Consider the following 22059-nt stretch of genomic DNA (forward strand, 5'->3'; position numbering starts at 1 on the left):
CTACGCCCCCAGCTCGCGCATGATCTCCTGCACCTTGCCGCGCACGAGCCGCTCGATCTCGTCGAGCCGCTCCCGCGTGCGCGCCTCGAAGCGCAGGACGAGCAGGGGCTGCGTGTTCGACGCGCGCACGAGGCCCCAGCCGTCGGGGAAGACGACGCGCACGCCGTCCACGGTCACCGCCTCGTAGCGCCCGGAGAAGAACTCCTGCGCCCGCCGCACCACCTCGAACTTCTTGTCCTCGGGGCAGTCGACCCGCAGCTCCGGCGTCGACTCGGTCCGCGGCACGTCGGCGAGGAGGGCGGAGAGCGGCGCGCTCGTCCGGGAGAGCAGCTCGACGAGCCGCCCCGACGAGTAGATCCCGTCGTCGAACCCGAACCAGCGGTGGGCGAAGAAGATGTGCCCGCTCATCTCGCCGGCGAGCAGCGCGTGCTCCTCCTTCATCTTCGCCTTGATGAGGCTGTGCCCGGCCTTCCACATGATCCCGCGGCCGCCGCGCTTCGCGATGTCGTCGTAGAGCGACATCGAGCACTTCACCTCGCCGACGATGGCGGCGCCGGGCTGCTCCGCGAGCAGCGCGCGGGAGAAGAGGATCATGATCTGGTCGCCCCAGAGCACGTTCCCCTTCTCGTCCACCGCGCCCACCCGGTCCGCGTCGCCGTCGTAGGCGATGCCGAGGTCCGCCTTCGTCTCCAGCACCTTCGCCTTCAGGTGCTCGAGGTTCTTCTCCACCGTGGGGTCCGGGTGGTGGTTCGGGAAGCGGCCGTCCATCTCTACGAAGAGCGGCACCACCTCGATCCCGAGCGCCTCGAAGATCGGCACCGCGATGACGCCGCCCGTCCCGTTCCCGGCGTCCACGACCACCTTGAGCTTGCGGCCGCCGAGGCGGAGGTTCTCCTGCACGTACTTCCGGTAGGGGGCGACGACGTCGTAGGGCGTCACCTTCCCCGCCCCGGTGGCGAACTTCCCGGACTCGGCGAGCCGGCGCAGCGCCTGGATCTCCTCGCCGTGGAAGGTCGCCGCGCCCAGGCCGACCTTGAGGCCGTTGTACTCCGGCGGGTTGTGCGAGCCGGTGATCATGCAGATCCCGTCCACGCCCGCGGTGTGGGCCGCGAAGTAGGTGAGCGGGGTCGGCACGACGCCGAGGTCGAGCACGTCCACCCCGGTGGAGGCGAGCGCCGACACCATCGCGTCGCGGAAGCGCTCACCCGAGAGGCGCGCGTCCCTCCCCACGGCCGCCTTGCGCCCGCCCGCCTCGCGGATGCGCGTGCCCAGCGCCTTCCCGACGAGGTGAACGGCCTCCTCCGTGAGGTCCTGATCGACGAGCCCGCGGATGTCGTACTCGCGGAAGATCGTCGGGGAGAGCGTCGCCATGGGGGTCCTCCGGTGCGAGTAATGTCGTGCCGCCCCCCGCGGCGCGCCACGACGGGGCGAACGGGCGCTGTCTAGCACGAAGGGGCGCGCGCGGCCCCCCCGAATCAGAGCACCTCGTCGCGGCCTCGGCGGGTGAGCTCCTCCACCGCCTTGCGCACGTCCTGCGCCCGGTCGCGGCGGCAGACGAGGATGGCGTCCCCGGCGTCCACCACCACCACCTCGTCGAGGCCGATGACCGCGACGGGGCGGCCCTCCGTGGCGATGACGACGTTGTTCCTTCCGTCGATGACGAGCGCGTCGCCCTCGGCGACGTTCCCGGTCGCGTCCGTGCTCCGCACGTCGGGGAGCGCCGCGAAGCTGCCCACGTCGCTCCAGCCGAAGTCCGCGGGCACCACCGCGATGCGATCGCTCTTCTCCATGACGCCATAGTCGATGGAGATGGACGGGCACTCGGGGAAGACGCGCTTCAGGGTGCGGGCGTACGCCGGGGTCCCCAGCGCCGCGGCGATCTGCGCGAGCTGCTCGCCCAGGACCGGCATCGCGCGCCGGATCTCCTCGAGGATGACGTCGGCGCGGAAGACGAAGATGCCGGAGTTCCAGAGGTAGGAGCCGTCGGCGAGGTAGCGCGCCGCGGTCTTCGCGTCCGGCTTCTCGACGAAGCGCTCCACCTTGAACGCGTGGAGCCGCGGGGCACCCTTGCCGCCGCGCGCCGCGAGGCGCGGCCCGAGCTTCAGGTAGCCGTAGCCGGTCTCCGGCCGCGACGGGCGGATGCCGATGGTGGCGATGGCGCCGCGCTCGGCGAGCTGCGCGCCCGCCGCGATCGCGTCGCGGAACGCGGCGGGCTTGGCGATGTGGTGGTCGGCGGGGAGCATCGCCATGATCCCCTGCGGATCGCGGGCCGCCACGTGGAGCGCGGCGAGGCCGACGCACGGCGCGGTGTTGCGCGCGCAGGGCTCGACGATGAAGTGATCCTTCGGCAGCTGGGGGAGCATCCGCCGCGCCGCGGCGGCGTGCTGCGGCCCGCACACGACCCAGGTGCGGTCGGCCCGGGCGAGCGGCGGGAGGCGCGCCACCGTCGCGGCGAGGAGCGGCGCGTCGCCGGCGAGGCGGAGGAACTGCTTCGGCCGGTCCTTGCGGGAGAGCGGCCAGAAGCGGGTGCCGGAGCCGCCGGCCATGATGACGGGGTGGATCTTCACAGGGTCCTCCAGATGGAGAGGAGCTCCGCCAGGATGCGGGCGGTCGCCCCCCAGATCGTGTCGCCGCCGACGCTGAAGAAGTGGACGTCCACGGGCAGCCCCCACGCCTCGGCGCGCTCGGTCCGGTGCGCGCCCGGCGCGAGCAGCGCCGCGAACGGCACGTGGAGGATCTCCTCCACCTCGTGGGCCGCCGCCGCGTAGGGGTAGGGATATGGCACGGTCGCCACCCAGGGCGTCAAGCAGAACGCGGAGGTGAGCACGAGCGTCTCGGAGAGCCGCCCCATCACCTCCGCCTGGGCGGGATCGAGGCCGATCTCCTCGCGCGCCTCGCGCAGCGCCGCGGCGAGGTGCTCCTCCTCCGGATCGACCCGGCCGCCGGGGAAGCTGATCTGGCCGGGGTGACGGCGGAGGTGCCGGGTGCGGCGGGTGAGGAGGACGTGCGGCGCGTCGTCCTTCGCGTGCAGCGGGACGAGCACCGCGGCGCGCAGGAAGCCGCCCGGCGGCATCGCCCCCGGGCGGATCTCGTCGAGCGGCGCGAGGCCCGGCGCGCGCGCCGCGAGCGCGGTCCGCAGCGCCGCGAGGCTCATCGGCGGAGCGCGGCGCCGAGCGGCGCCGGCGCGGCTCCTGCGTGGGCCGCGGCGGTCGCCGGCGCGGGCGGCGCCGGGTGCTCGCCGGCCGGGAGCACGCCCTGCCAGATGAGGATCGCGAGCGCGACGCCGGCGGCGATCCGCCAGACCACGAACACGTGGGTGGTGCGGGTGCGCAGCCAGCCGAGGAGCCAGTCGATGACGAGGTAGCCCGCGACCGCGGACACCGCCGTGCCGACGAGCGTGGCGAGGGCCCAGCCCGGCTCGCCGCGCAGCACCGGCACGGTCTTCCACAGCTTGTAGGCCCCCGCGCCGAGGATGATCGGCACCGAGAGGAGGAAGCTGAAGCGCGCCGCCGCCTCGCGCGTGAAGCCGAGCAGCATGCCGGTGGTGATGGTCGTGCCGGAGCGCGAGCTGCCCGGGACGAGCGCCAGCGCCTGGCCGACGCCGATGAGCACCGCGTCCACGGCGCGCACGTCCTCGACGTGGCGCAGGTGGCGCGCGTACCGCTCCGCGGCGAGGAGCACGAGCCCGAGCGCGACGAGCGAGCCGGCGATGACCCAGTTCCCGAGCGCCTCGATGCGCTTCTCGAACAGCTTGCCCAGCACGGCCGCGGGGATCGTGCCGAGCACGATGAACCAGGCGAGGCGCGACTGTGGCGTCTCGAGCGGCCGGCGCCGGGCGAGCGAGCGCAGGCCCGCCACCGCGAGCGCGTAGATCTCGGTGCGGAAGTACACGAGCACCGCGAGGGTGGTGCCCGTCTGGATGATGGTGGCGAACGCGCGGAAGCGCGGATCGGCGAGGTCGTGACCGAGCAGCTCGCCGAACACGAGCAGGTGGGCGGTGGACGAGACCGGGAGGAACTCGGTCGCGGCCTGGAGGATCCCGAGGAAGACGGCGGCGAGGAGGCTCATGCGCGGACCGAACCCTAGTCCACAGTCCCCGGATCATCAACGCGCGGACTTCCCGCCCGCGGGGCCCTTCCACCGGAGCCGCCCCGCTCGCGGCGTCGACCTGGCGGGGCTCGCGACCGTGGCGGCCGCGAGCCCCCGCGCTGGAGCTAGTAACGATAGTGATCGGGCTTGAACGGGCCGTTCGGCGGCACGCCGAGGTAGCTCGCCTGCTTCTTCGTGAGCCTGGTGAGCTTCGCGCCGATCTGCTCGAGGTGCAGCGCCGCGACCTTCTCGTCGAGGTGCTTCGGGAGCACGTAGACCTTCTTCTCGTAGGCCGCCCGGTTCGTGGCGAGCTCGAGCTGGGCGAGCGTCTGGTTCGTGAAGGAGTTCGACATCACGAACGAGGGGTGGCCGGTCGCGCAGCCGAGGTTGAGGAGCCGGCCCTCGGCGAGGACGAGCACGCGGTGGCCGTCGGGGAACACGAAGGCGTCGTACTGCGGCTTGATGTTCACCTTCTCCACGCCCGGCACCTTCTTCAGCCCCGCGATGTCGATCTCGTTGTCGAAGTGGCCGATGTTGCCGACGATCGCGCAGTCCTTCATCTGCTTCAGGTGCTCGACGGTGATGACGTCGAGGTTGCCGGTGGCGGTCACGAACACGTCCGCCTCCTTCACCACGTCCTCGACGCGCACGACCTGGTAGCCCTCCATCGACGCCTGCAGCGCGTTGATGGGATCGACCTCGGTCACCACCACCCGCGCGCCCTGGCCGCGGAGCGCCTGCGCGCAGCCCTTGCCCACGTCGCCGTAGCCGCACACCACGCAGAGCTTGCCGGCGAGCATCACGTCGGCCGCGCGGTTGAGCCCGTCCACGAGCGAGTGGCGGCAGCCGTAGAGGTTGTCGAACTTGGACTTCGTCACCGAGTCGTTCACGTTGATGGCGGGGAAGAGGAGCGTGCCCGCCTTCTGCATCTCGTAGAGCCGGTGCACGCCGGTGGTCGTCTCCTCCGTCACGCCCGCGCAGTCCTTCGCGACGCGGGTCCAGCGCTGCGGGTCCTTCTTCAGCTCGCGGGCGAGGAGCTTCAGGACGACGGCGTACTCCTCGGAGTCGCTGGCGGAGCCGCGCGGCACCTTGCCGGCCTGCTCGAACTCGAAGCCCTTGTGGATGAGGAGCGTCGCGTCGCCGCCGTCGTCCACGATCTGCGTCGGCCCCTTGCCGGCGCCGAAGTCGAGGGCCCGCTCGGTGCAGTCCCAGTACTCCTCGAGCGTCTCGCCCTTCCAGGCGAAGACCGGCACGCCGCGCGGCGCCTCCGGGCTGCCGCCGCGCCCGACCACCACCGCCGCGGCGGCGTGATCCTGGGTCGAGAAGATGTTGCAGCTCGCCCAGCGCACCTCGGCGCCGAGCTCCGCGAGCGTCTCGATGAGCACCGCGGTCTGGATGGTCATGTGCAGCGAGCCGGTGATGCGCTGGCCGGCGAGCGGCTTCTTGCGCGCGTACTCGCGCCGCACCGCCATGAGGCCGGGCATCTCCTTCTCGGCGAGCTCGATCTCCTTGCGGCCCCAGTCGGCGAGCGCGAGGTCCTTCACGCGGTGCTCGACGGGCGCGGCGGGCGGCTTCAGCTGCTTCTTCCGGGCGGCGGGGACGGCCATGGTGCTCTCCTTGCTCGTGGCTTCGTGTAGTGGGTCGTGAAGATCTTCGGTCAGCGGCGGCGCGCGGCGCGCTCGGCCGTCGCGACGACGAGGCCGGGCCCGCGGGCGCCGGGCTCGGGCGGGAGGGCGCGGACGCGCACGGCGGCGAGGCCGGCGGCGGCGAGGAGCGCCTCCAGCTCCTCCGGCGCGAAGCCGGGGCGGACCTGGCCCATCCGGCGGCGGAGCGCGGCGTCGGCGTGGCGGGCGGCGTCCACGACGACGAGCCGGCCGCCCGGGGCGAGCACGCGGGCCGCCTCGCGGAGCGCGGGCGCGGGGTCGTCGAGATAGGCGAGGACGAGCACGAGCAGCGCGGCGTCGCAGCGCCCGTCGGCGATGGGCAGGGCCTCGAGCCGCGCCTCGTGCAGCTCGACGTTGGGCAGCGCGGCGCAGCGACGGCGCGCGGCGCGGAGCATCGCGCCGGACTGGTCGACCGCGAGCACCTGGCGCACGCGCGGCGCGAGGTCGGCCGCGAGCGCGCCGGTGCCGCAGCCGAGATCGGCGACCGTCCAGGAGGCGGGCAGGAGCGCGAGGAGCGCCTCGCGCGCGACGCCCGGGCCGTACACCTCGGCGCGGAGCTTGTCCCACGCCGCCGCCGCGCCCGCGAAGAAGCGCTCGGCGCCGTCCCGGCGGGCCCGGACCGCCTGCAGCCGTCCGGCGTCCTGCCTCACCGCCGGCCAGCCCTCGCTCTCCGCGCGGGCGAGGAGCCAGAGCCGGCGGGCGCCCGGCGCGACGTCCTCTGCGAACCCGTAGAGGCTCTGGGTCCCCTGCCGTCGGCTCACGAGCCAGCCCTGGCCGGAGAGGACCTTGAGGTGGCGGGAGACGGTGGACTGGGGCAGCGCCAGCACCTCGCAGAGCTCGAGGACCGAGAGCTCCTTGCGCTCGAGGGCGTGCAGGAGCCTGAGCCGGGTGGGATCGGCGAGCCCCTCCATCCAGCCGAGGAGGGCGTCCGCGGGGGGACGGGCGGGGGCGGCAACGGTCATCGTTCCATCCGGATGGACGGATATATGGCGCGGACCCCGCGGCGGTCAAGGACGCCCCGTCGCCCCACGAAGGAAGAGGGCCCGCCCCGTTTCCGGGTGCGGGCCCTCGAGGAGGCGACGGCGCGGGCGGGCGTCGGCCGAATTCCGGCGAGCGCAGCGAGCCCGCCCGGGCGCTGCCGCGTTCGCGGCGCAGCCGCCACGCGGCGGCGCACGTACCCGGCGAGCAGGGGTGGGGCCCCGAGGACGGCGGCCAGCCGTCGTCGGGGCGGGGGCGCAGCCCCCGCAAGATCCGTTCAGGCGCCGGCGACCGCGCGGACCTTGCCGCCGGCGGCGTCGCGGAGCGCGTCCTTCTTGTCGGTGCGCTCCCAGCTGAACTCCTTCTCGGTCCGGCCGAAGTGGCCGTAGGCGGCGGTCTTCTCGTAGATCGGCCGCAGGAGGTCGAGGCCCTCGATGATCTGCTTGGGCGTGAGGCCGAACACCTCGCGGACGGCCTGGGCGATGCGCTCCTCCGGGACGAGGGCGGTGCCGAACGTCTCGACCATCACCGAGACGGGCTCGGCGACGCCGATGGCGTAGGCGACCTGCACCTCGCAGCGGCGCGCGAGCCCGGCCGCGACGACGTTCTTCGCGATGTGGCGGCCCATGTACGCGGCGGAGCGATCCACCTTCGACGGATCCTTGCCGCTGAAGGCGCCGCCGCCGTGGCGGCCCATGCCGCCGTAGGTGTCCACGATGATCTTGCGGCCGGTGACGCCCGTGTCGCCCATGGGCCCGCCGATCACGAAGCGGCCGGTGGGGTTGATGAAGATCTTGGTCTTCTTGTCGACGAGCTTCTTCGGCAGCGCCTTCGCGATGACCTCCTCGCGGATGGCGGCGTGGAGCTTGCGGTTCGAGACGCTCTCCGCGTGCTGCGTCGAGACCACCACCGTGTCGATGCGCGCGACCTTGCCGCTGCGGTACTCGACCGTCACCTGGCTCTTGCCGTCGGGGCGGAGGAAGTCGAGCCCGGCGCGGCGCGACTTGGCGAGCTGGCGCGTCACGGCGTGCGCGTACTGGATGGGCGCCGGCATGAGCTCCGCCGTCTCGTCGCAGGCGTAGCCGAACATCATGCCCTGGTCGCCCGCGCCGCCGACGTCGACGCCCTGGCCGATGTCGGGCGACTGCTGGTCCACCGCGACCAGCACGCCGCAGGTGTTGCCGTCGAAGCCCATCTCCCCGGAGACGTAGCCGATGCGCTTCACGACCTCGCGCGCGAGCTTCGGGTACTCGATGCGGGCGCTCGTCGTGATCTCGCCCGCGATCATCACGTAGCCGGTCTTGAGGAGCGTCTCGCAGGCGACGCGCCCCTTCTTGTCCTGCGCGAGCACCGCGTCGAGGACCGCGTCCGAGATCTGGTCCGCCATCTTGTCGGGATGGCCCTCGGTGACGGACTCGGAGGTGAAGAGGTAGTCGGTGTGCGGCATCGGACGGGTTCTCCGGTGGGCGTGGGGGTGGCGAAGGTACGCGGCGGGGGCGGACCCTGTCAATATGACGGACGGTCCTCCACCGCGCGCGTCTTGCGGCTCTGCGGACGCGCTTTGGGAGCGCGCGATCGTGCCGCCGGGCGGACGGGCGAGGGGTCCTTCCCCTACCCTGACACGGGGCCGAGCGCCGGCTCGGCCTCGAGCAGCTCCGGGAAGCGGCGGAGCATCTCGGTGCGCACCTCGCGCTCGATGTCGTCGGCGGTCGTGAACGAGAGGAGCCGCTCGACGAGGGCGCGACCGTCCTCGGCGCGCGCGGCGCGGATCACGCGCTTCACGAGCGGGATGGCGGAGCCGTTCATCGACAGCTCGGAGACGCCCAGGCCGATGAGCACGAGCGCGTTGGTCGGCTCGCCTGCCATCTCGCCGCACATCGAGACCGGGATCCCCACCGCCTGCGCCGCGTCGCAGATCTGCTTCAGCATCCGCAGCACCGCGAGGTGGAGCGGCTTGTACAGGTAGGCGACGTCCTTGTTCTGGCGGTCGATCCCGAGCGCGTACTGGATGAGGTCGTTCGTGCCGATGGAGAAGAAGTCGCACTCGTTGGCGAGCCGGTCGGCGATGAGCGCCGCGGAGGGCAGCTCGATCATGATCCCCACCGGCACGTCGTCGCGCACCGCCACGCCCTCGCGGCGCAGCTCCTCGCGCACCTCGCCGAGGAGCCGGCGCGCGGCGCGCAGCTCGGCGACCCCCGAGATCATGGGGAACATGATGCGGAGGTTCCCGTGCACCGACGCGCGCAGGAGGGCGCGCAGCTGGATGCGGAACATCTCCGGCTGGCGCAGGCAGTAGCGGATCGCCCGCAGGCCGAGCGCGGGGTTCTCCGCCGGCACGCGCATCCCCACCGGCAGCTTGTCGCCGCCGAGGTCGAAGGTGCGGATCGTCACCGGCTTCGGCGCGAGCGCCTCGAGGACGCGGCGGTAGCTCTGATACTGCTCGCCCTCGCCGGGGAGGTCGTGGCGGCCGAGGAACAGGAACTCGGTGCGGTAGAGCCCCACCGCCTCGCCGCCGTGCGCCACGAGGCTCGGGACCTCCTCCACGAACTCGATGTTGCCGGCGAGCCGCACGGTGACGTCGTCGAGCGTGCGGGCCGGGAGATCGCGCGTGCGGAGCAGCACCTGCTCCGCCTCGAGGAACCGCTCCCGCGCGACCTCGTACTCGACGCGGTCGCCGGGGGACGGGTTGATCACCACCACGCCGCGGCTGCCGTCGACGGCGATCCAGTCGCCGCGGCTGGCGAGCGTGGTGATGCGCCCCACGCCCACCACCGCCGGCACCTCGAGGGCGCGCGCGACGATGGCGGTGTGCGAGGTCTTCGCGCCGGTGTCGGTCACGAACGCGGCGACCTTGCGCTCGTGGAGCAGGAGCGCGGTGTCGGCCGGCGAGAGGTCGTGCGCGACGATGATCGCGCCCTCGGGCGGCGGCTCCTCCACGTCGGGCGCCTGGCCGAGGAGGTTCTTGATGACGCGCTCGCCGACGTAGTCCACGTCGGCGCGGCGCTCCTTGAAGTACTCGTCCGCCAGCTCGTGGAAGGCGCTCTTGATCTTGCGGACGGCCCGCTTCACCGCCCACTCCGCGTTGATGCGGTCCTCCCGGATGAGCCGCTGCGCCTCGAGGACGAGCATCTCGTCCTTCAGCATCATCCGGTGCATGTCGATGATGGCGGTGTGCTCGGCGCCGCCCTGCGCCCCCTGCGCCCGCTCCACCTTCTCGCGCACCTCCGCGAGCTGCAGATCCGAGATCTCGAGCGCGGTGCGCAGCCGGGCGAGCTCGCTCTCCACCTCCTCCGGGGCGAGCCGGCGCTTCGGCGCACGCACCCGCCGCCGGTCCACCGGCCAGCAGCGCCCGATCGCGATCCCGGGGGACGCGGCGATGCCGACGAGGATGGAGGCGGAGGCCGGCGTCATTTCTCTCCGAACCCGTTCTCGATCACCTTCGCGAGCGCGGTCATCGCCGAGTCGGCGTCCTCTCCCTCCACGAGCACGACGATGGAGGAGCCCTTCGCGGCCGCGAGCGTGAGCACGCCCATGATGCTCTTCCCGTTCACCTGCATCCCGTCCTTCTCGACGTGGATCTCGGAGCGGAAGCGGTTCGCCGTCTGGACGAGCTGCGCCGCGGCGCGGGCGTGGAGCCCCAGCGAGTTGACGATGACGAAGGTGCGCTCGTGCCTCGGCATGCGGCTAGCTGCTCCAGTGGAGGTGGCCCGCCACCGCCACTGCGATGCCCGCGAGGGCGGCGACGTAGGCGGTGGGGAGGAGGCGCGCGCCGCGGACGAGCGCGGCGTAGCCGGTCCCGGCCACGAGCGCCGCGACGATCCCGGCCGCGGCCCCCGCCGCGCCGGCGCCGCGGAGGACGACGATGGCCGCCGCGACGCCGCACAGGGCGACGCCGGCGGCGCGCAGGCGGTCGGCCGCGAGGGGCAGCCCGAGCCGCGCGATCACCGGGACGACGGCGTCTCCGCCGCGGTAGGCGGCGCGGAACAGCCCGAGGCGCAGGGAGAAGTGGATGACGTTGTAGAGGAGGACGGCCGCCACGATGGCGGGGACGCCGACGACGAGCGCGCCGGCGGCGCCGAGCGCGCCGCAGAACGGGCGGAGCGCCGTCCAGAAGAAGCCGTCGCCGAGCGCCGCGAGCGGCCCCTGCAGCGTGGTCTTGTAGCGGATGGCGGCGCCGGGCGGCTCCTCGCCGGCGGCGACCCGCTCCTCGTGGTGGATCGCGCCGCCCACGATGGCGGCGGCCATGAACGGATGGCAGTTGAAGAACTGGAGGTGGCGCTCGAGCGCCTCGCGCCGCCGCCCGGGCTCCGGATAGAGGGCGGCGAGCGCCGGCTCGATCGCGTAGGCGAAGCCGAGGTTCTGCATGCCGCGCCGGTTCCAGGCGGCCTGCAGGAACAGGCAACGCCAGAACACGCGGGCGAGCGTCCTTGGGGGGACGCGGGCCGGGCTCACGACAGGACCCCCCCGATGAGCAGCCCCGCCGCGAGCGCGCCGCCGAGGGCGCCGTAGAAGAAGCGCGGCGCCTCGCGCGCGCGGAGCGCCTTCGCGCCCGAGGCGGCGGCGAGCGCCGCGAAGGCGAAGAAGCCGAGCCTGAGCGGTCCGGTCGCGCCGGGTACCGCGCGCAGGAACGCGGGGATCACCACCGCGGCGAGGGCGGCGCCGGCGGGCGCGAGGAGCGCGGCGACGGCGAACGGGGCCACGAGCCCGTGGAGGTTCCAGCGCACCGCGGCGCGTGCATCGCCCCCCGCGAGGGCGGCCTCGGCGCGCACCGCCAGCCGATCGTTCCAGAGCTCGACGAAGCGGTCCGCGACGCGCCCGAGGTGGGCGAGCGGCGCGCAGAGGAGCACGGCCAGGATCGCCACCTCCGGCGAGACGCCCACGCCGAGCGCGCGCCCGGCGAGGACCGCGCCGCCCGTGATGGCCACCGTGCCGAGCGCCTCGTGCACCGGCAACGCCGCGCCGAGGTTCACCGCGCCGAGCCAGAGCAGCTCGAGCGGTGGGGCCACGAGGAGACCGCCGTGCGGATCGCCGAGCGCCCAGCCGGTCATCGGCGCGAGCGCGATGGGCCGCGAGAGCATGGCCTGCAGAAAGCCTTTGCGCTCGATCGCGGCGAGGCCCGCGACGACCCCTAGGACGAGGTAGGACAAGCCCAAGCAGTGTAACCTAACGGGCCGCGGCGTACCGGCGTTCGATCTCGTCGATCCCCGCGGGGGCTTCGGTGGGCACCGAGCGGGCTTCCACCTCGAAGCCCGCCGCGGCCAGCTCGCGCAGCGTCCGGATCTCGTCCTCCGACAGGAAAACCGAGGGCGTGACGGCCCTGCGCCCCGGGCCGAAGTGCACGTTGCCCACGTTGAGGAGCCGCGCCCGCGCCGGCGTGAGGCCGGCGGCGCGGGCCTCGGCGAGCTGGGCGACGTCGCGCACGAGCACGAGCACGGGCCGGTCGGACTCCGCGAGCGCCCCGAAGTCGATCGCCCGCAGCGGCTCGATCCGCACCGGCAGCTCGGGCGGGACGCACAGGGTCATCGCCGCGCGGGCGAGCACGCTCGACGCGGCCTCGTCGTCCGCCACGACCACTTCCTTCACCCCCAGGCGAGGGAGCCAGGTCTCGAGCACCTGGCCGTGGAGGAGCCGGTTGTCGACGCGGACGAGGGAGATCACGGGGTAGAGACGGCTGCGCGGGCTGCGCGATTCACGACGAACGGCTCGTGCGTGCCCGGGTGCGCAGGAGCTCGGACGCGAGCGTGATGTTCTTCTGGCCGTAGCCGGTGAGGAGCTCGGCGGTGGCGTGGAGGCCGAGGCTCTCCGCCCGGGCAGTGGCGAGCTTCAGCACCATGGGGAGGTTCACGCCGGTGACCACCTCGAGCTTCTCGTCGAGGAAGGTGAGCGCGAGGTTCGCCGGGGTGCCGCCGAACATGTCGGTGAGGACGAGCACGCCCTCGCCTGCGTCCACGCGCTTCACGGCCTCGCCCAGGCGGGCGCGGCAGTCCTCCATGGACGAGCCCGCGCCGATGCTCACCGCCTCGGACTGCTCGAGGCGACCGACGATGCCCTCCGCGGTGCGGAGCAGCTCCTGCGCGAGATTGCCGTGCGTGGCGACGACGAGACCGACCATCAGGATGCTCCTCCCCCGGCGCGGGCGTACCATAGCCTCGCGCGCCCCCGGGGGCCAGCGGTGCCGGCGCCCTACTCCTTCTCCACGTCCCGGTGCCACAGCCGGACCGGCTGGCCGCCCGCCTCCAGCCGCTCCGAGAGCGCGCCGGCGAGCGCCACCGAGCGGTGCTTTCCGCCGGTGCAGCCGATCGCGATCGTGAGGTAGCTCTTCCCCTCGGCGCGGTAGCGCGGGAGCAGGAAGCCGAGCAGGTCGACGGTGCGCTCGAGGAAGGCCTTCGCGTCGGCCTGGCCGAGCACGAAGCTCGCCACGCGCGGGTCCGTGCCCGGGTGCGACTTCAGCTCGGGGATGAAGTAGGGGTTCGGGAGGAACCGCACGTCGAGCACGAGGTCGGCGTGGGTGGGCAGGCCGAAGCGGAACCCGAACGAAACCACCGTGACGCCGAGCCGGGCGCCCTCCGAGGACCCGAAGCGCCGGGTGACGAGCCGCTTCAGCTCGTGGACGTTCAGCGTCGTCGTGTCGATCACCTCGTCGGCGATCGCCTTCAGCGCGGCGAGGGCGCGGCGCTCGGCGGCGATGCCGTCGGGGACGGTGCCGGTCTCGCCGGCGAGCGGGTGGCGCCGCCGCGTCTCCGAGTAGCGGCGCACGAGGGACTCGTCGGAGGCGTCGAGGAACAGCACCTCGACGTCCGCCCCCTGCTGGCGGATCTCCTGGATGACGCGCGGGGCGTCGGCGAGGAAGCGCCCCTCGCGCGCGTCGACGACGAGCGCGAGGCGCGACACCTCGCCGGCGGTGTGGCCCGAGAGCTCGAGCAGCTTCTCGAGGAACAGGATGGGCAGGTTGTCGACGCAGTAGAAGCCGGCGTCCTCGAGCGCGCGGAGCGCGGTGGACTTCCCCGAGCCGGACACGCCGGTGAGGATCACGACCTCCGCCGCGCCGTGGTTCGCGTTCTCGATCATTCGACGTCCAGCTCCCCGACTCGCCCGCCGGGGGCGAGCGCGATCGCGCGGTTCAGCCGCTCCTGGAACTCCCGGGCCGAGTGGTGGCCCTGGAGCTTCAGGAGGTGGTTGCGCGCCGCGACCTCGACGATGGTGGTCATGTTGCGGCCCGGACGGACCGGGACGATGAGCATCGGGATCTCCACGTCGAGGATGCGGAACTTCTTCTCCTCGACGCCCAGGCGGTCGTACTCCACGCTGGGATCCCACTCCACGAGCTCGAGGACGATCTCGATCTTCTTCCGCTCGCGGATGGACGCGACGCCGAAGAGATCCTTGATGTTGATGATCCCGAGCCCGCGGATCTCCATGTGGTGCTTGATGATCTCGGAGCCGGCGCCGTAGACGGAGTCGGGCGTACGCCGCTTCACGTCGACGATGTCGTCCGCGACGAGGCGGTGGCCGCGCATGACGAGGTCGAGCGCGATCTCGCTCTTGCCGATGCCCGACTTGCCGAGGAGCAGGATGCCGACGCCGAAGACGTCGAGCAGCACCCCGTGCATCGAGGTCTGCGCGGTGAGGATGTCCTCGAGGTAGTTCTGGACGCCCTCGATGAAGGTCGAGCTGAGGTGCGTCGTGCGCAGGAGCGGCACCCCGGACTCGTCGGCCGCGGCCGCCATCTCGGGCGGCACCTCGAGCCCCTTCGTCACGACGAGGCAGGCGATGTCGGCGGAGAAGAAGCTCCGCAGGACGTCCACCGCGCGCTCGCGCGGCAGCGTCTGCAGGTAGCTCATCTCGGTGTTGCCGAACACCTGGACCCGCTCGCGGTGGAGGTTCTCGGTGAAGCCGGCCAGCACGAGCCCGGGCTTCTGGATCCGGGCGGAGCTGATGCGGCGCGAGAGCCCTTGCTTGCCCGCGACGAGGGTGAGCCGGAGGTCGAACTTCTTGTCGTCGAGGAGGGCCCCGACGCGGATCGCGTCCATCGCGGCGGAGTCTAACCCGCGGAAACGGCTGGCCGCTACCTCGTCGGCACGCCTCCCCGGGCCCGCCGCGCCCCGAGGTCCGCGCCGCAGGGCCGGGCGCGGAACGCCGGCGCGCCGCGCGGACCGGGACGGGCGGACGGAGCGAGCGGGCGGAGGGCCACGGCGAGCGCCGCGGCCCGGGTCGCGTGCGGGAGGGCGCGCGCGACTCCCGCACGAACCGTGTAATCGGCGCGCGCGATCGGCGCTCGCCGGCCACCCCGCCGCGCCCCCGCTTCCTCCGCGCGGGCCGCGCGCCTTCGACCCGGTGGGGGCCCGCGCGAGGTCACGCGGCCCGACTCGCGCGTTGACGGTATGCTCGGCCGGTCACTAGATTGCCCCGCTCCGATGCAGCTCAAGGTCCTCTACCACGGCAACTGCTTCGACGGCTGCGCCTCCGCGGCGCTCTTCAGCCGCTTCTTCGAGGAGCGCGAGGGGACGCGGCTCTCCACGGTCCGACACGTGCCGCTGCAGCACGGCGCCGGCGATCCGTTCCCGCCCGGCGCCTTCGACGGCGACGTGAACGCCTGCGTCGACTTCCGCTTCTCCCCGTCGCCCGACCTTCACTGGTGGTTCGACCATCACGCGAGCGCCTTCCCCACCCCCCACGATCGCGCCCTGTTCGAGCGGGACGTGAGCGGCCAGAAGTTCTGGGACCCGGCCGCGCCGAGCTGCACCGGCTTCATGGCCCGCACGCTCGCGGAGCGCTTCGACTGGCGCGCCGAGGATCTCGCGGAGCTCGTCCGCTGGGCCGACGTCATCGACGCGGCCCGGTTCGACTCGCCCGCCACCGCGGTGCGGCTGGAGGCGCCGGCGCTGCGGATCATGACGCTGCTCGAGGCGACGAAGGACCCGGCGGTCCCCGCCCGGCTCATCGAGGCCCTGCAGCACCGGCCGCTCGCCGAGATCGCGGCCGAGCCCTGGGTGGCACAGCCGCTCGAGCCCATCCTCGCGCGCCACGCGGACGCCATCGAGGTGTACCGTCGCCTCGCCCGCGTCGAGCAGGGCGTCGTCATGATCGATCTCACCCGCACGCCCATCGAGTCGGCGAACAAGTTCATCGCGTACGAGCTCTTCCCCGAGGCCCGCTACACGGTGGTCGTGAGCCGCGACCCCAAGCGCGCCAAGGTGTCGGTCGGGTCGAACCCGTGGGCCCGGCCGCCGCGCGCGCACGACATCTCCAAGCTGTGCGAGCGGTACGGCGGCGGCGGCCACCCGGTCGTCGGCGCCGTGTCGCTCGCACCTGATCACGTCGAGGACGCGCGGCGCATCGCCGGCGAGATCGCCGCGGCGCTGCGCACGGAGCCGACCGCGCCATGACCCCCGGCCAGTACATCCTCGTCGTCGACGACGACGACGACTTCCGCGAGGCGCTCTCCGAGGTGCTCTCCGAGGCGGGCTACCCGGTGCAGAAGGCCGAGAACGGTGAGATCGCCCTGCAGCGGGTGGCCGACGAGGCGCCCGGCATCGTGCTGCTCGACCTCAAGATGCCGGTGCTCGACGGCTGGGGCGTGATGGAGCGCATGCGCGGCGACGCCAAGAGCTCCGCGGTGCCGATCCTGATCCTCTCTGCCTACGGGTTCGAGTGGGAGGCGGAGCTCCTCGGCGCGCAGGGCTACATCCCGAAGTCGGTCGGGATGGACGAGATCCTCGAGCGCGTCCGCAAGGCCGCCGGCCCGCCGCCGATGCGGCATTGAGGATCGCGGGGACGCAGTCCCCGTTTCAATGCGTCGTCACGACCAGCTCGGGACCCGGCGTCACCGGCGTGCAGCCGCCCTCCCACACGTCGAAGACGCGGAAGCGCTTGTCCCAGAGCTTCCGGAGCAGGGGCATCGCGACGTTGTAGACGGGGATGCCCTTGGGCGTACGGCCGTCCGTCTTGCCGTGGTGGGCGTGGCCGTGGAACACGGCGCACGCGCCGAACGCCTCGCACGGCGCGGAGAGGCGCGACGTCCCGAGGTACGGCCGGATCTCCGCCTCCTCGCCCTGGCAGGTCTCGGCGATGGGCGCGTAGTGCGTCATGACGATCTTCATCGGCGTGTCGAGCTGCCCGAGCGCGGCCTCGAGCTTCAGCGCCTCGTTGACCGCCTCCTGCACGAACGCCTTGATGATCGGCTCGCCGAAGGCCTGCAGCATGGCCCGCTCGAACCCCCCGGCGAACCCCTTCACGCCGGCGATGCCGACGCGCTTGTCGAACACGGCGTGGTCGCCGTCGAGCACCTCGATGCTCGATTCGCCGAGGATCCGGACGACGTCCTTCACCACCCCGCCCTCGAAGTCGTGGTTGCCGAGCACGGCGGCACACGGCACGCGCAAGAGCGCGAACGCCTCGGCGAGCGTCTTCGCCTCGTCGATGGTGCCGTGGTCGGTGAGGTCTCCCGCGAGCAGGAGCCCCTCCGCCTCGCCGTTCACGATCTTCACGAGCTCGCGGAAGCGGCCGTGCTGGTCCTGTCGGCAGTGGAGATCAGCGACCGCCGCCAGCCGGAAGGTCCCGTTCCCGTCCGCCATCGTTCTCCTTCCCCGTCACCCGCTCGGCTTCGTCCCACTTGCGACCGTCCTCGTAGCCGAGGTGATCGAGGTCGTGCCGGTACTGCACCCGCGAGATGAGCGTCCCGCGGCAGACCGGGCGCACGTGGTTCCCCTCGGCGATGTCCGCGCGAGTACGCTCCATGAGCGCGTGGAGCACGCGGTCCGGCACCTTGCCCCGCTCCCCCGGGTAGGTGAACCGGTAGAGCATGAGGTGCGAGAAGAGCACCTCCCAGTAGCGCTCGAAGCGCATGAGGAGCCGGTCCCAGTCGAGCCACTCGCCGCACGCCCGGAGCAGGTGGTTCACGTCCGCGCCGTCGTAGCGCTCGCGCTCGAGGACGAAGCCCTTCGACCAGATGATCTCCTCGGGGGGCGCGAGCAGCACGTCGACGCCCATCACGCGGCCGGGGCGGGCGTGCTCGAACCACAGATCGTCGACCACGGCGACGCCGTTGCCCGAGGAGAAGATGAGGTCCACGAACCACTCGCCCCGGAAGCCCTTCCCGATCCAGGACGGGTCGGTCATCTCGGTGCGGAACCCGGCGCCCTCGAGGACGCGGAAGGCGTCCTCCACGTCCCGCTCGCGGAGGAAGATGTCGAGGTCCTTCGTGTCGCGGAAGATGCCGGTGTACTCGAAGAAGGCGTAGGCCCCCGCGACGAGGTGCGGCACGCCGGCCTCGGTGAGGGCGCGCAGCGCGTCCGCCCTCGCGTCGATCTCGCCCGCGTCGCGATCGCGAGTCACGAGATGTTCCCCCGGCCGTCCGGTCGTTTCGGTCGAGATCATGGGGAGAACTTGCGGCTGGCGGTCGCAGGGAGGAAGCCCGCTGGGCGGCGCCCGGGCCATGCCGGCGGAGCGCCGTTGCCCGGGGTCGGGCGCGAGCGCACGTTCGATCGAGGGTCCTTCCCTTCGACGGCGGTGCGACGTGCTTTTCGCAGGCAACAGCCCCTGGCTCGCCGCCCTGCTCGCGGCCGCGCTGGCCCTCGCCTGCAAGCGCGGCGAGCGCGCGGCGCGCGAGCAGGATCCCGTGGAGCCTCCGACCGTCGCCCAGCGGGACGGCCGCACGCCGGAGGAGCGGTCGGCCGGGCCGGAGGAGAGCCGTCGGGCGGACCGGCACAGGCGGGCGGCGATCCGCGCGCGGGCCATCCGGAAGATCGAGGGAACGCTCGAGCGGTGCGCCGAGGGGCGCGTGGTCATCCGCGCCCCGGGGGAGGAGAGCGTGGTCCTCCGGGTCGGGGACGCCACCGCGATCACGCTCGACGGCCGGACCGCGCCGCTCGCGTCGCTCCGCGAAGGGAGCCCGGTGCGGGCCTCGTACGAGAGCGGGCGCGGCGGGAGGCCGACTGCCCTCACGATCGACGCGCGCTCCGCGCCGCGAACCGACCGGCCGGCCCCCGAGGGACCGGCCCCCGACTCGCGCTGGGTGCCGAACAGCGGCCCCCCGGGGAGCGACGGCGGCGGGTAGCGCCCGCGGCGACGTCGTCGCGGGGCTCGAGCACGCTCGTCACCCGTCGTCCTCGCGCCCGTCTTCGTCGGCGAGATCGGCGCGCGTGACGGCGCGGTCGCCGAAGCGGCGCGCCAGCACGTCGAGCGCGGCGTTGAGCGAGCGGCGTTTCTCCACCTCCGGCGGCGGCGCCAGGGCGGCCTGGAACAGATCGAGCTGCCCGCGCTCCGCCTCGCCCGCGAACCCGGAGACCGACACGCCGGTGAGCCGCACCGGGCGCTCCGCGTCGACGCGCTCGAGCTGCGCCCGGACGGCCTCGAAGATCGCCCGGTCGTCGTCGGTCGCGTTCGCGAGGGTCGTGCGCCGCGTGACGAGGGTGAAGTCGGCGTACTTCACCTTGAGCGTCACGACGTGGCCGGCGAGCCCGGCGGCGCGCAGCCGCCGGCCGACGCGTCCGGCCTGCTCGAGGAGGGCACGCTCCAGCGCGGCGCGGCCGGAGAGATCCTCGCCGAAGGTCTCCTCCGCGCCGACCGACTTCGCCGCCTCGTCGGGCACGACGTCCCGCGGATCTTCGCCGAGCGCCAGCGCGCGGAGCCCCCGGGCGCTCGAGGTGCCCACCGCCGTGGCGAGGGCGGCGTCGGGCGTGCGGCCGAGGTCCCCGATGGTCGTCACGCCGAGCTTGCGGAGCGCCGCCTCGGTCACCGGGCCCACCCCCCACAGCCGGCCGACCGGGAGGGGCGCGAGGAACGCGGCGACGCCGCCCTCCGGCACCTCGACGAGCCCGTCGGGCTTGCCGAGGTCGGTCGCGATCTTGGCGGCGAGCTTCACCTCGGCGACGCCCGCGGACACGGCGAGCCCGCACTCCGCCCGCACGGCGCGCTTGATCGCGGCGGCGATGTCGCGCCCGCCGCCGTGCAGCGCGCGGCTGGCGGTGACGTCGAGGAACGCCTCGTCGAGCGAGAGCGGCTCGACGAGCGGCGTGTAGCGCCGGTAGATCGCGAACACCTGCTCGGAGAGCGCCGAGTAGCGGTCGAAGCGGGGCGGGAGGAAGACGCCGTCCGGGCAGAGCTTGCGCGCCTGCGCCGTCGGCATCGCCGACCGGACGCCGAACCGCCGCGCCTCGTAGCTCGCTGCGCACACCACCCCCCGGCGCGACGGCCCTCCCACGATCACCGGGCGCCCGCGCAGCGACGGCGCGTCGAGCTGCTCCACGGACGCGTAGAACGCGTCGAGATCGAGGTGGAGGATGGTGCGGGGGCGGCCGGTCATTCGCCTCCTTCTATAAGCCGGCTCGCCCACCCTCCGGACGGGGGCACGAGCGGACTTGACCCAGGTCAACGCGACCGGTATTCAGGCTTTCATGGACGGCTCGGTCGCCAACCGCAAGGCGGGCGCCCCGCGTGCGGGGATCGCGGAGCGGATCTGGGACGCGGCGCGCACCGAGTTCTCGAAGCGCGGCTACCACGGCGCGCGCGTCCAGGGCATCGCGCGCGGCGCGTCCTGCAACGTGGCGCTCATCTACCGCCACTGGGCCTCCAAGCGCGCCCTCTACCTCGACATCCTGCGAGCGGTCTGGCTGGGCTCGGCGAACGAGATCGCGCGGCTCGTCCAGCTCGGGCCGGGCGGCCCGGCCTCGGTCGTGGCCGCCTACCTCGACGCGATGATGAAGGATCCGATGGGCGCGCAGATCCTCATCCGCGAGTACCTCGACGGCGCCCCCTTCCTGTCGCAGCTCACCCAGACCGACCCCGCGCTCCTCGAGCCGGTCCGGCGCGCCGCCGACGCGCTCGCGCAGGGCGGCGCCGGGGACGGGCTCGATCCGATCCTCGCCGTGGTGACCGTGGGCGGGCTCGCCGCGCTCGTCGCGTCGTCGCGCGAGGCGGCGCGGCCCTTCGTGCACGAGCCGCTCGCGCCGGAGGCGTGGCGGCGCCACGTGTTCGAGCTGCTCGTGAACGGCCTCACGCCCGCGCGGCCGGCCGCGCCGAACGGCTCGGTCCCGCCGATCTGACGGGCGCTGCGCCCGGCTTCTCGCGGGGACGTGGGCTCGCCTCGCTCGCCCGGGCGCGTCTTTTTCATGGAGCCCGCTCCGCGCGCGGAGCGCTTCCCCGCGGCGGGCGCGAGGGCGTAGTGTTGCGCGCCATGCGTACGGACGTGGTGGTGGTGGGCGCCGGCATCCAGGGCGCCTCGGTCGCGTTTCGGCTCGCGCTGTCGGGCCGCAAGGTGGTGGTGCTCGAGCGGTCGATCCCCGGCGCGGAGGCGTCGAGCGCGGCGGGCGGGATCCTGTCGCCGGGCGTGGAGGCGATCGAGCCCGGTCCCTTCTACGCCCTCTGCCGGGCCTCCCTCGCGCGCTACCCCGGGTTCGTCCGCGAGGTCGAGGCCCGCTCCGGCCTCGCCGTGTCCTTCCGCTCGCTCGGCACGCTGGAGGTGGCGTTCGACGACGACCACGCGCACCTCCTCGCCGGTCGCGCCGAGAAGCTCGAGCGGGCCGGCCTGCCGGTGCAGGTGCTCGACGAGGCGGCGGTGCGGACGCTCGAGCCCGGCCTCTCCCGCGAGGCGCGCGGCGCGCTCTTCTTCGCCGACGAGGCCTCGCTCGATCCGCGCCTGCTCGCGCGCGCGGTGTACGTCGCCGCCGCCCGCGCCGGCGCGACCTTCCTCACGGGCGACGTGCGCCGCATCCGGACCGAGGGCGGCCGCGCCGCCGGGGTGGAGCACGCCGCGGGCCGCATCGACGCGGACGCGGTGGTGCTCGCGGCGGGGAGCTGGAGCCTGCTCGTCGAGGGGAACGGCCTCTCCCCGGGCGCGGTCCGGCCGGTGCGCGGCCAGATCGCCGTCGTCGACACGCGGCCGCCGCTCCTCTCGCGCGTGGTCTTCTCGGGTCACGGCTACGTGGTGCCGCGCCCCGACGGACGGATCCTCTGCGGCTCGACCATGGAGGACGTCGGCTGGGAGAAGGCCGTCACCGCGGGCGGCCTCCGCCACGTCCTCGACGTGGCGATCGAGATCGCCCCCTCCCTGGCCCAGGCGCCGGTCGTCGAGACCTGGTCGAACTTCCGGCCGGCGAGCCCGGACGGCGAGCCGATCCTCGGCGAGGGCACGATCCCGGGCCTCTTCTACGCGACCGGCCACACGCGCAACGGCATCCTCCTCGCGCCGATCACCGCGGACGCCATCGCGGCGGCCGTCACCGGCGCGCCGCCCCCGGTGGACCTCGCGCCGTTCTCGCCGGCGCGGCTCGCCTCGCTCATCGGCCCGCGGTAGCCGCGACGCGGCGCCCGCGGCGCGAAGCACGCGCGG

General features: G+C 73.5%; 23 protein-coding genes. 5 read left to right on the forward strand and 18 right to left on the reverse strand.

Annotated elements, in window-relative coordinates; all coding sequences use genetic code 11:
- From MLV88_RS18240 to hprK, 15 genes are all read right to left on the reverse strand, one after another.
- Nucleotides 1–1371, reverse strand: a complete 1371-nt coding sequence (locus MLV88_RS18240; protein WP_242357013.1) for a phosphomannomutase/phosphoglucomutase — start codon at nt 1369–1371, stop codon at nt 1–3.
- 104 nt (nt 1372–1475) lie between these two features.
- Nucleotides 1476–2567, reverse strand: a complete 1092-nt coding sequence (locus tag MLV88_RS18245) for a mannose-1-phosphate guanylyltransferase (RefSeq protein WP_242357011.1) — start codon at nt 2565–2567, stop codon at nt 1476–1478.
- Nucleotides 2564–3154: an NUDIX hydrolase gene (locus tag MLV88_RS18250; protein ID WP_242360944.1), complete on the reverse strand. Its 591-nt coding sequence runs from the start codon at nt 3152–3154 to the stop codon at nt 2564–2566. The genes MLV88_RS18245 and MLV88_RS18250 overlap by 4 nt, the downstream gene beginning before the upstream one ends.
- Nucleotides 3151–4068, reverse strand: coding sequence for an undecaprenyl-diphosphate phosphatase (locus tag MLV88_RS18255; RefSeq protein ID WP_242341074.1), 918 nt, complete (start codon nt 4066–4068; stop codon nt 3151–3153). Before MLV88_RS18255 ends, MLV88_RS18250 begins: the two co-directional genes overlap by 4 nt.
- 146 nt (nt 4069–4214) lie before the next feature.
- The gene (gene ahcY / locus MLV88_RS18260) at nt 4215–5696 is read right to left on the reverse strand and encodes an adenosylhomocysteinase (RefSeq protein ID WP_242341075.1); all 1482 of its coding nucleotides are present in this window, start codon (nt 5694–5696) and stop codon (nt 4215–4217) included.
- Nucleotides 5697–5746: 50 nt separating this feature from the next.
- Nucleotides 5747–6715: an ArsR/SmtB family transcription factor gene (locus MLV88_RS18265; RefSeq protein ID WP_242341076.1), complete on the reverse strand. Its 969-nt coding sequence runs from the start codon at nt 6713–6715 to the stop codon at nt 5747–5749.
- A 293-nt stretch (nt 6716–7008) separates the two neighbouring features.
- Complete coding sequence (gene metK, locus MLV88_RS18270; protein WP_242341077.1) at nt 7009–8178, reverse strand: methionine adenosyltransferase; 1170 nt, start codon at nt 8176–8178, stop codon at nt 7009–7011.
- A 164-nt stretch (nt 8179–8342) separates the two neighbouring features.
- Nucleotides 8343–10142, reverse strand: coding sequence for a phosphoenolpyruvate--protein phosphotransferase (ptsP, locus tag MLV88_RS18275; protein ID WP_242341078.1), 1800 nt, complete (start codon nt 10140–10142; stop codon nt 8343–8345).
- Nucleotides 10139–10411 (reverse strand): HPr family phosphocarrier protein, encoded by a 273-nt coding sequence (locus MLV88_RS18280; protein WP_242341079.1) that lies wholly within the window; start codon nt 10409–10411, stop codon nt 10139–10141. Before MLV88_RS18280 ends, ptsP begins: the two co-directional genes overlap by 4 nt.
- A 4-nt stretch (nt 10412–10415) precedes the next feature.
- A complete protein-coding gene (locus MLV88_RS18285) occupies nt 10416–11183 on the reverse strand; it encodes a PTS system mannose/fructose/sorbose family transporter subunit IID (protein WP_308197076.1) in 768 nt (255 codons plus the stop codon).
- On the reverse strand, nt 11180–11884 hold the full coding sequence (locus MLV88_RS18290) for a PTS sugar transporter subunit IIC (protein ID WP_242341081.1): 705 nt from the start codon (nt 11882–11884) through the stop codon (nt 11180–11182). Before MLV88_RS18290 ends, MLV88_RS18285 begins: the two co-directional genes overlap by 4 nt.
- A 10-nt stretch (nt 11885–11894) precedes the next feature.
- Nucleotides 11895–12389 carry a PTS sugar transporter subunit IIB gene (locus MLV88_RS18295; RefSeq protein WP_242341082.1) on the reverse strand — a complete coding sequence of 165 codons (495 nt, stop codon included), beginning with the start codon at nt 12387–12389 and terminating at the stop codon, nt 11895–11897.
- Nucleotides 12390–12420: 31 nt separating this feature from the next.
- A complete protein-coding gene (locus MLV88_RS18300; protein WP_242341083.1) occupies nt 12421–12843 on the reverse strand; it encodes a PTS sugar transporter subunit IIA in 423 nt (140 codons plus the stop codon).
- A gap of 71 nt (nt 12844–12914) precedes the next feature.
- On the reverse strand, nt 12915–13799 hold the full coding sequence (gene rapZ / locus MLV88_RS18305) for an RNase adapter RapZ (RefSeq protein WP_242341084.1): 885 nt from the start codon (nt 13797–13799) through the stop codon (nt 12915–12917).
- A complete protein-coding gene (gene hprK, locus MLV88_RS18310) occupies nt 13796–14761 on the reverse strand; it encodes an HPr(Ser) kinase/phosphatase (protein ID WP_242341085.1) in 966 nt (321 codons plus the stop codon). The genes rapZ and hprK overlap by 4 nt, the downstream gene beginning before the upstream one ends.
- 384 nt (nt 14762–15145) lie before the next feature.
- On the opposite strand from hprK, the gene MLV88_RS18315 reads away from it, so the two are divergent.
- Together MLV88_RS18315 and MLV88_RS18320 are read left to right on the forward strand one after the other, a co-directional pair.
- Nucleotides 15146–16117, forward strand: a complete 972-nt coding sequence (locus MLV88_RS18315) for a phosphoesterase (RefSeq protein WP_242340582.1) — start codon at nt 15146–15148, stop codon at nt 16115–16117.
- Nucleotides 16114–16494, forward strand: coding sequence for a response regulator (locus MLV88_RS18320; protein WP_242340581.1), 381 nt, complete (start codon nt 16114–16116; stop codon nt 16492–16494). The genes MLV88_RS18315 and MLV88_RS18320 overlap by 4 nt, the downstream gene beginning before the upstream one ends.
- A gap of 25 nt (nt 16495–16519) precedes the next feature.
- Here the strand turns inward: MLV88_RS18320 and MLV88_RS18325 are convergent, their stop codons facing one another.
- Nucleotides 16520–17305, reverse strand: coding sequence for a metallophosphoesterase family protein (locus MLV88_RS18325; protein ID WP_243338269.1), 786 nt, complete (start codon nt 17303–17305; stop codon nt 16520–16522).
- On the reverse strand, nt 17262–18065 hold the full coding sequence (locus MLV88_RS18330) for a nucleotidyltransferase family protein (RefSeq protein WP_243338271.1): 804 nt from the start codon (nt 18063–18065) through the stop codon (nt 17262–17264). Before MLV88_RS18330 ends, MLV88_RS18325 begins: the two co-directional genes overlap by 44 nt.
- Before the next feature lie 181 nt (nt 18066–18246).
- Here MLV88_RS18330 and MLV88_RS18335 point away from each other — a divergent pair, with 181 nt between their 5' ends.
- Nucleotides 18247–18786 (forward strand): hypothetical protein, encoded by a 540-nt coding sequence (locus MLV88_RS18335; RefSeq protein WP_243338273.1) that lies wholly within the window; start codon nt 18247–18249, stop codon nt 18784–18786.
- A gap of 39 nt (nt 18787–18825) precedes the next feature.
- Here the strand turns inward: MLV88_RS18335 and MLV88_RS18340 are convergent, their stop codons facing one another.
- Nucleotides 18826–20034 (reverse strand): DNA polymerase IV, encoded by a 1209-nt coding sequence (locus MLV88_RS18340; RefSeq protein ID WP_243338275.1) that lies wholly within the window; start codon nt 20032–20034, stop codon nt 18826–18828.
- Between the two features lie 91 nt (nt 20035–20125).
- Here MLV88_RS18340 and MLV88_RS18345 point away from each other — a divergent pair, with 91 nt between their 5' ends.
- Nucleotides 20126–20773, forward strand: coding sequence for a TetR/AcrR family transcriptional regulator (locus tag MLV88_RS18345; RefSeq protein ID WP_242340576.1), 648 nt, complete (start codon nt 20126–20128; stop codon nt 20771–20773).
- Nucleotides 20774–20904: 131 nt separating this feature from the next.
- Complete coding sequence (gene thiO, locus MLV88_RS18350) at nt 20905–22023, forward strand: glycine oxidase ThiO (protein WP_243338276.1); 1119 nt, start codon at nt 20905–20907, stop codon at nt 22021–22023.
- The last annotated feature ends 36 nt before the right edge of the window (nt 22024–22059 follow it).

This window comes from Anaeromyxobacter soli (assembly GCF_022808855.1).
GTDB classification, from domain to species: domain Bacteria; phylum Myxococcota; class Myxococcia; order Myxococcales; family Anaeromyxobacteraceae; genus Anaeromyxobacter; species Anaeromyxobacter soli.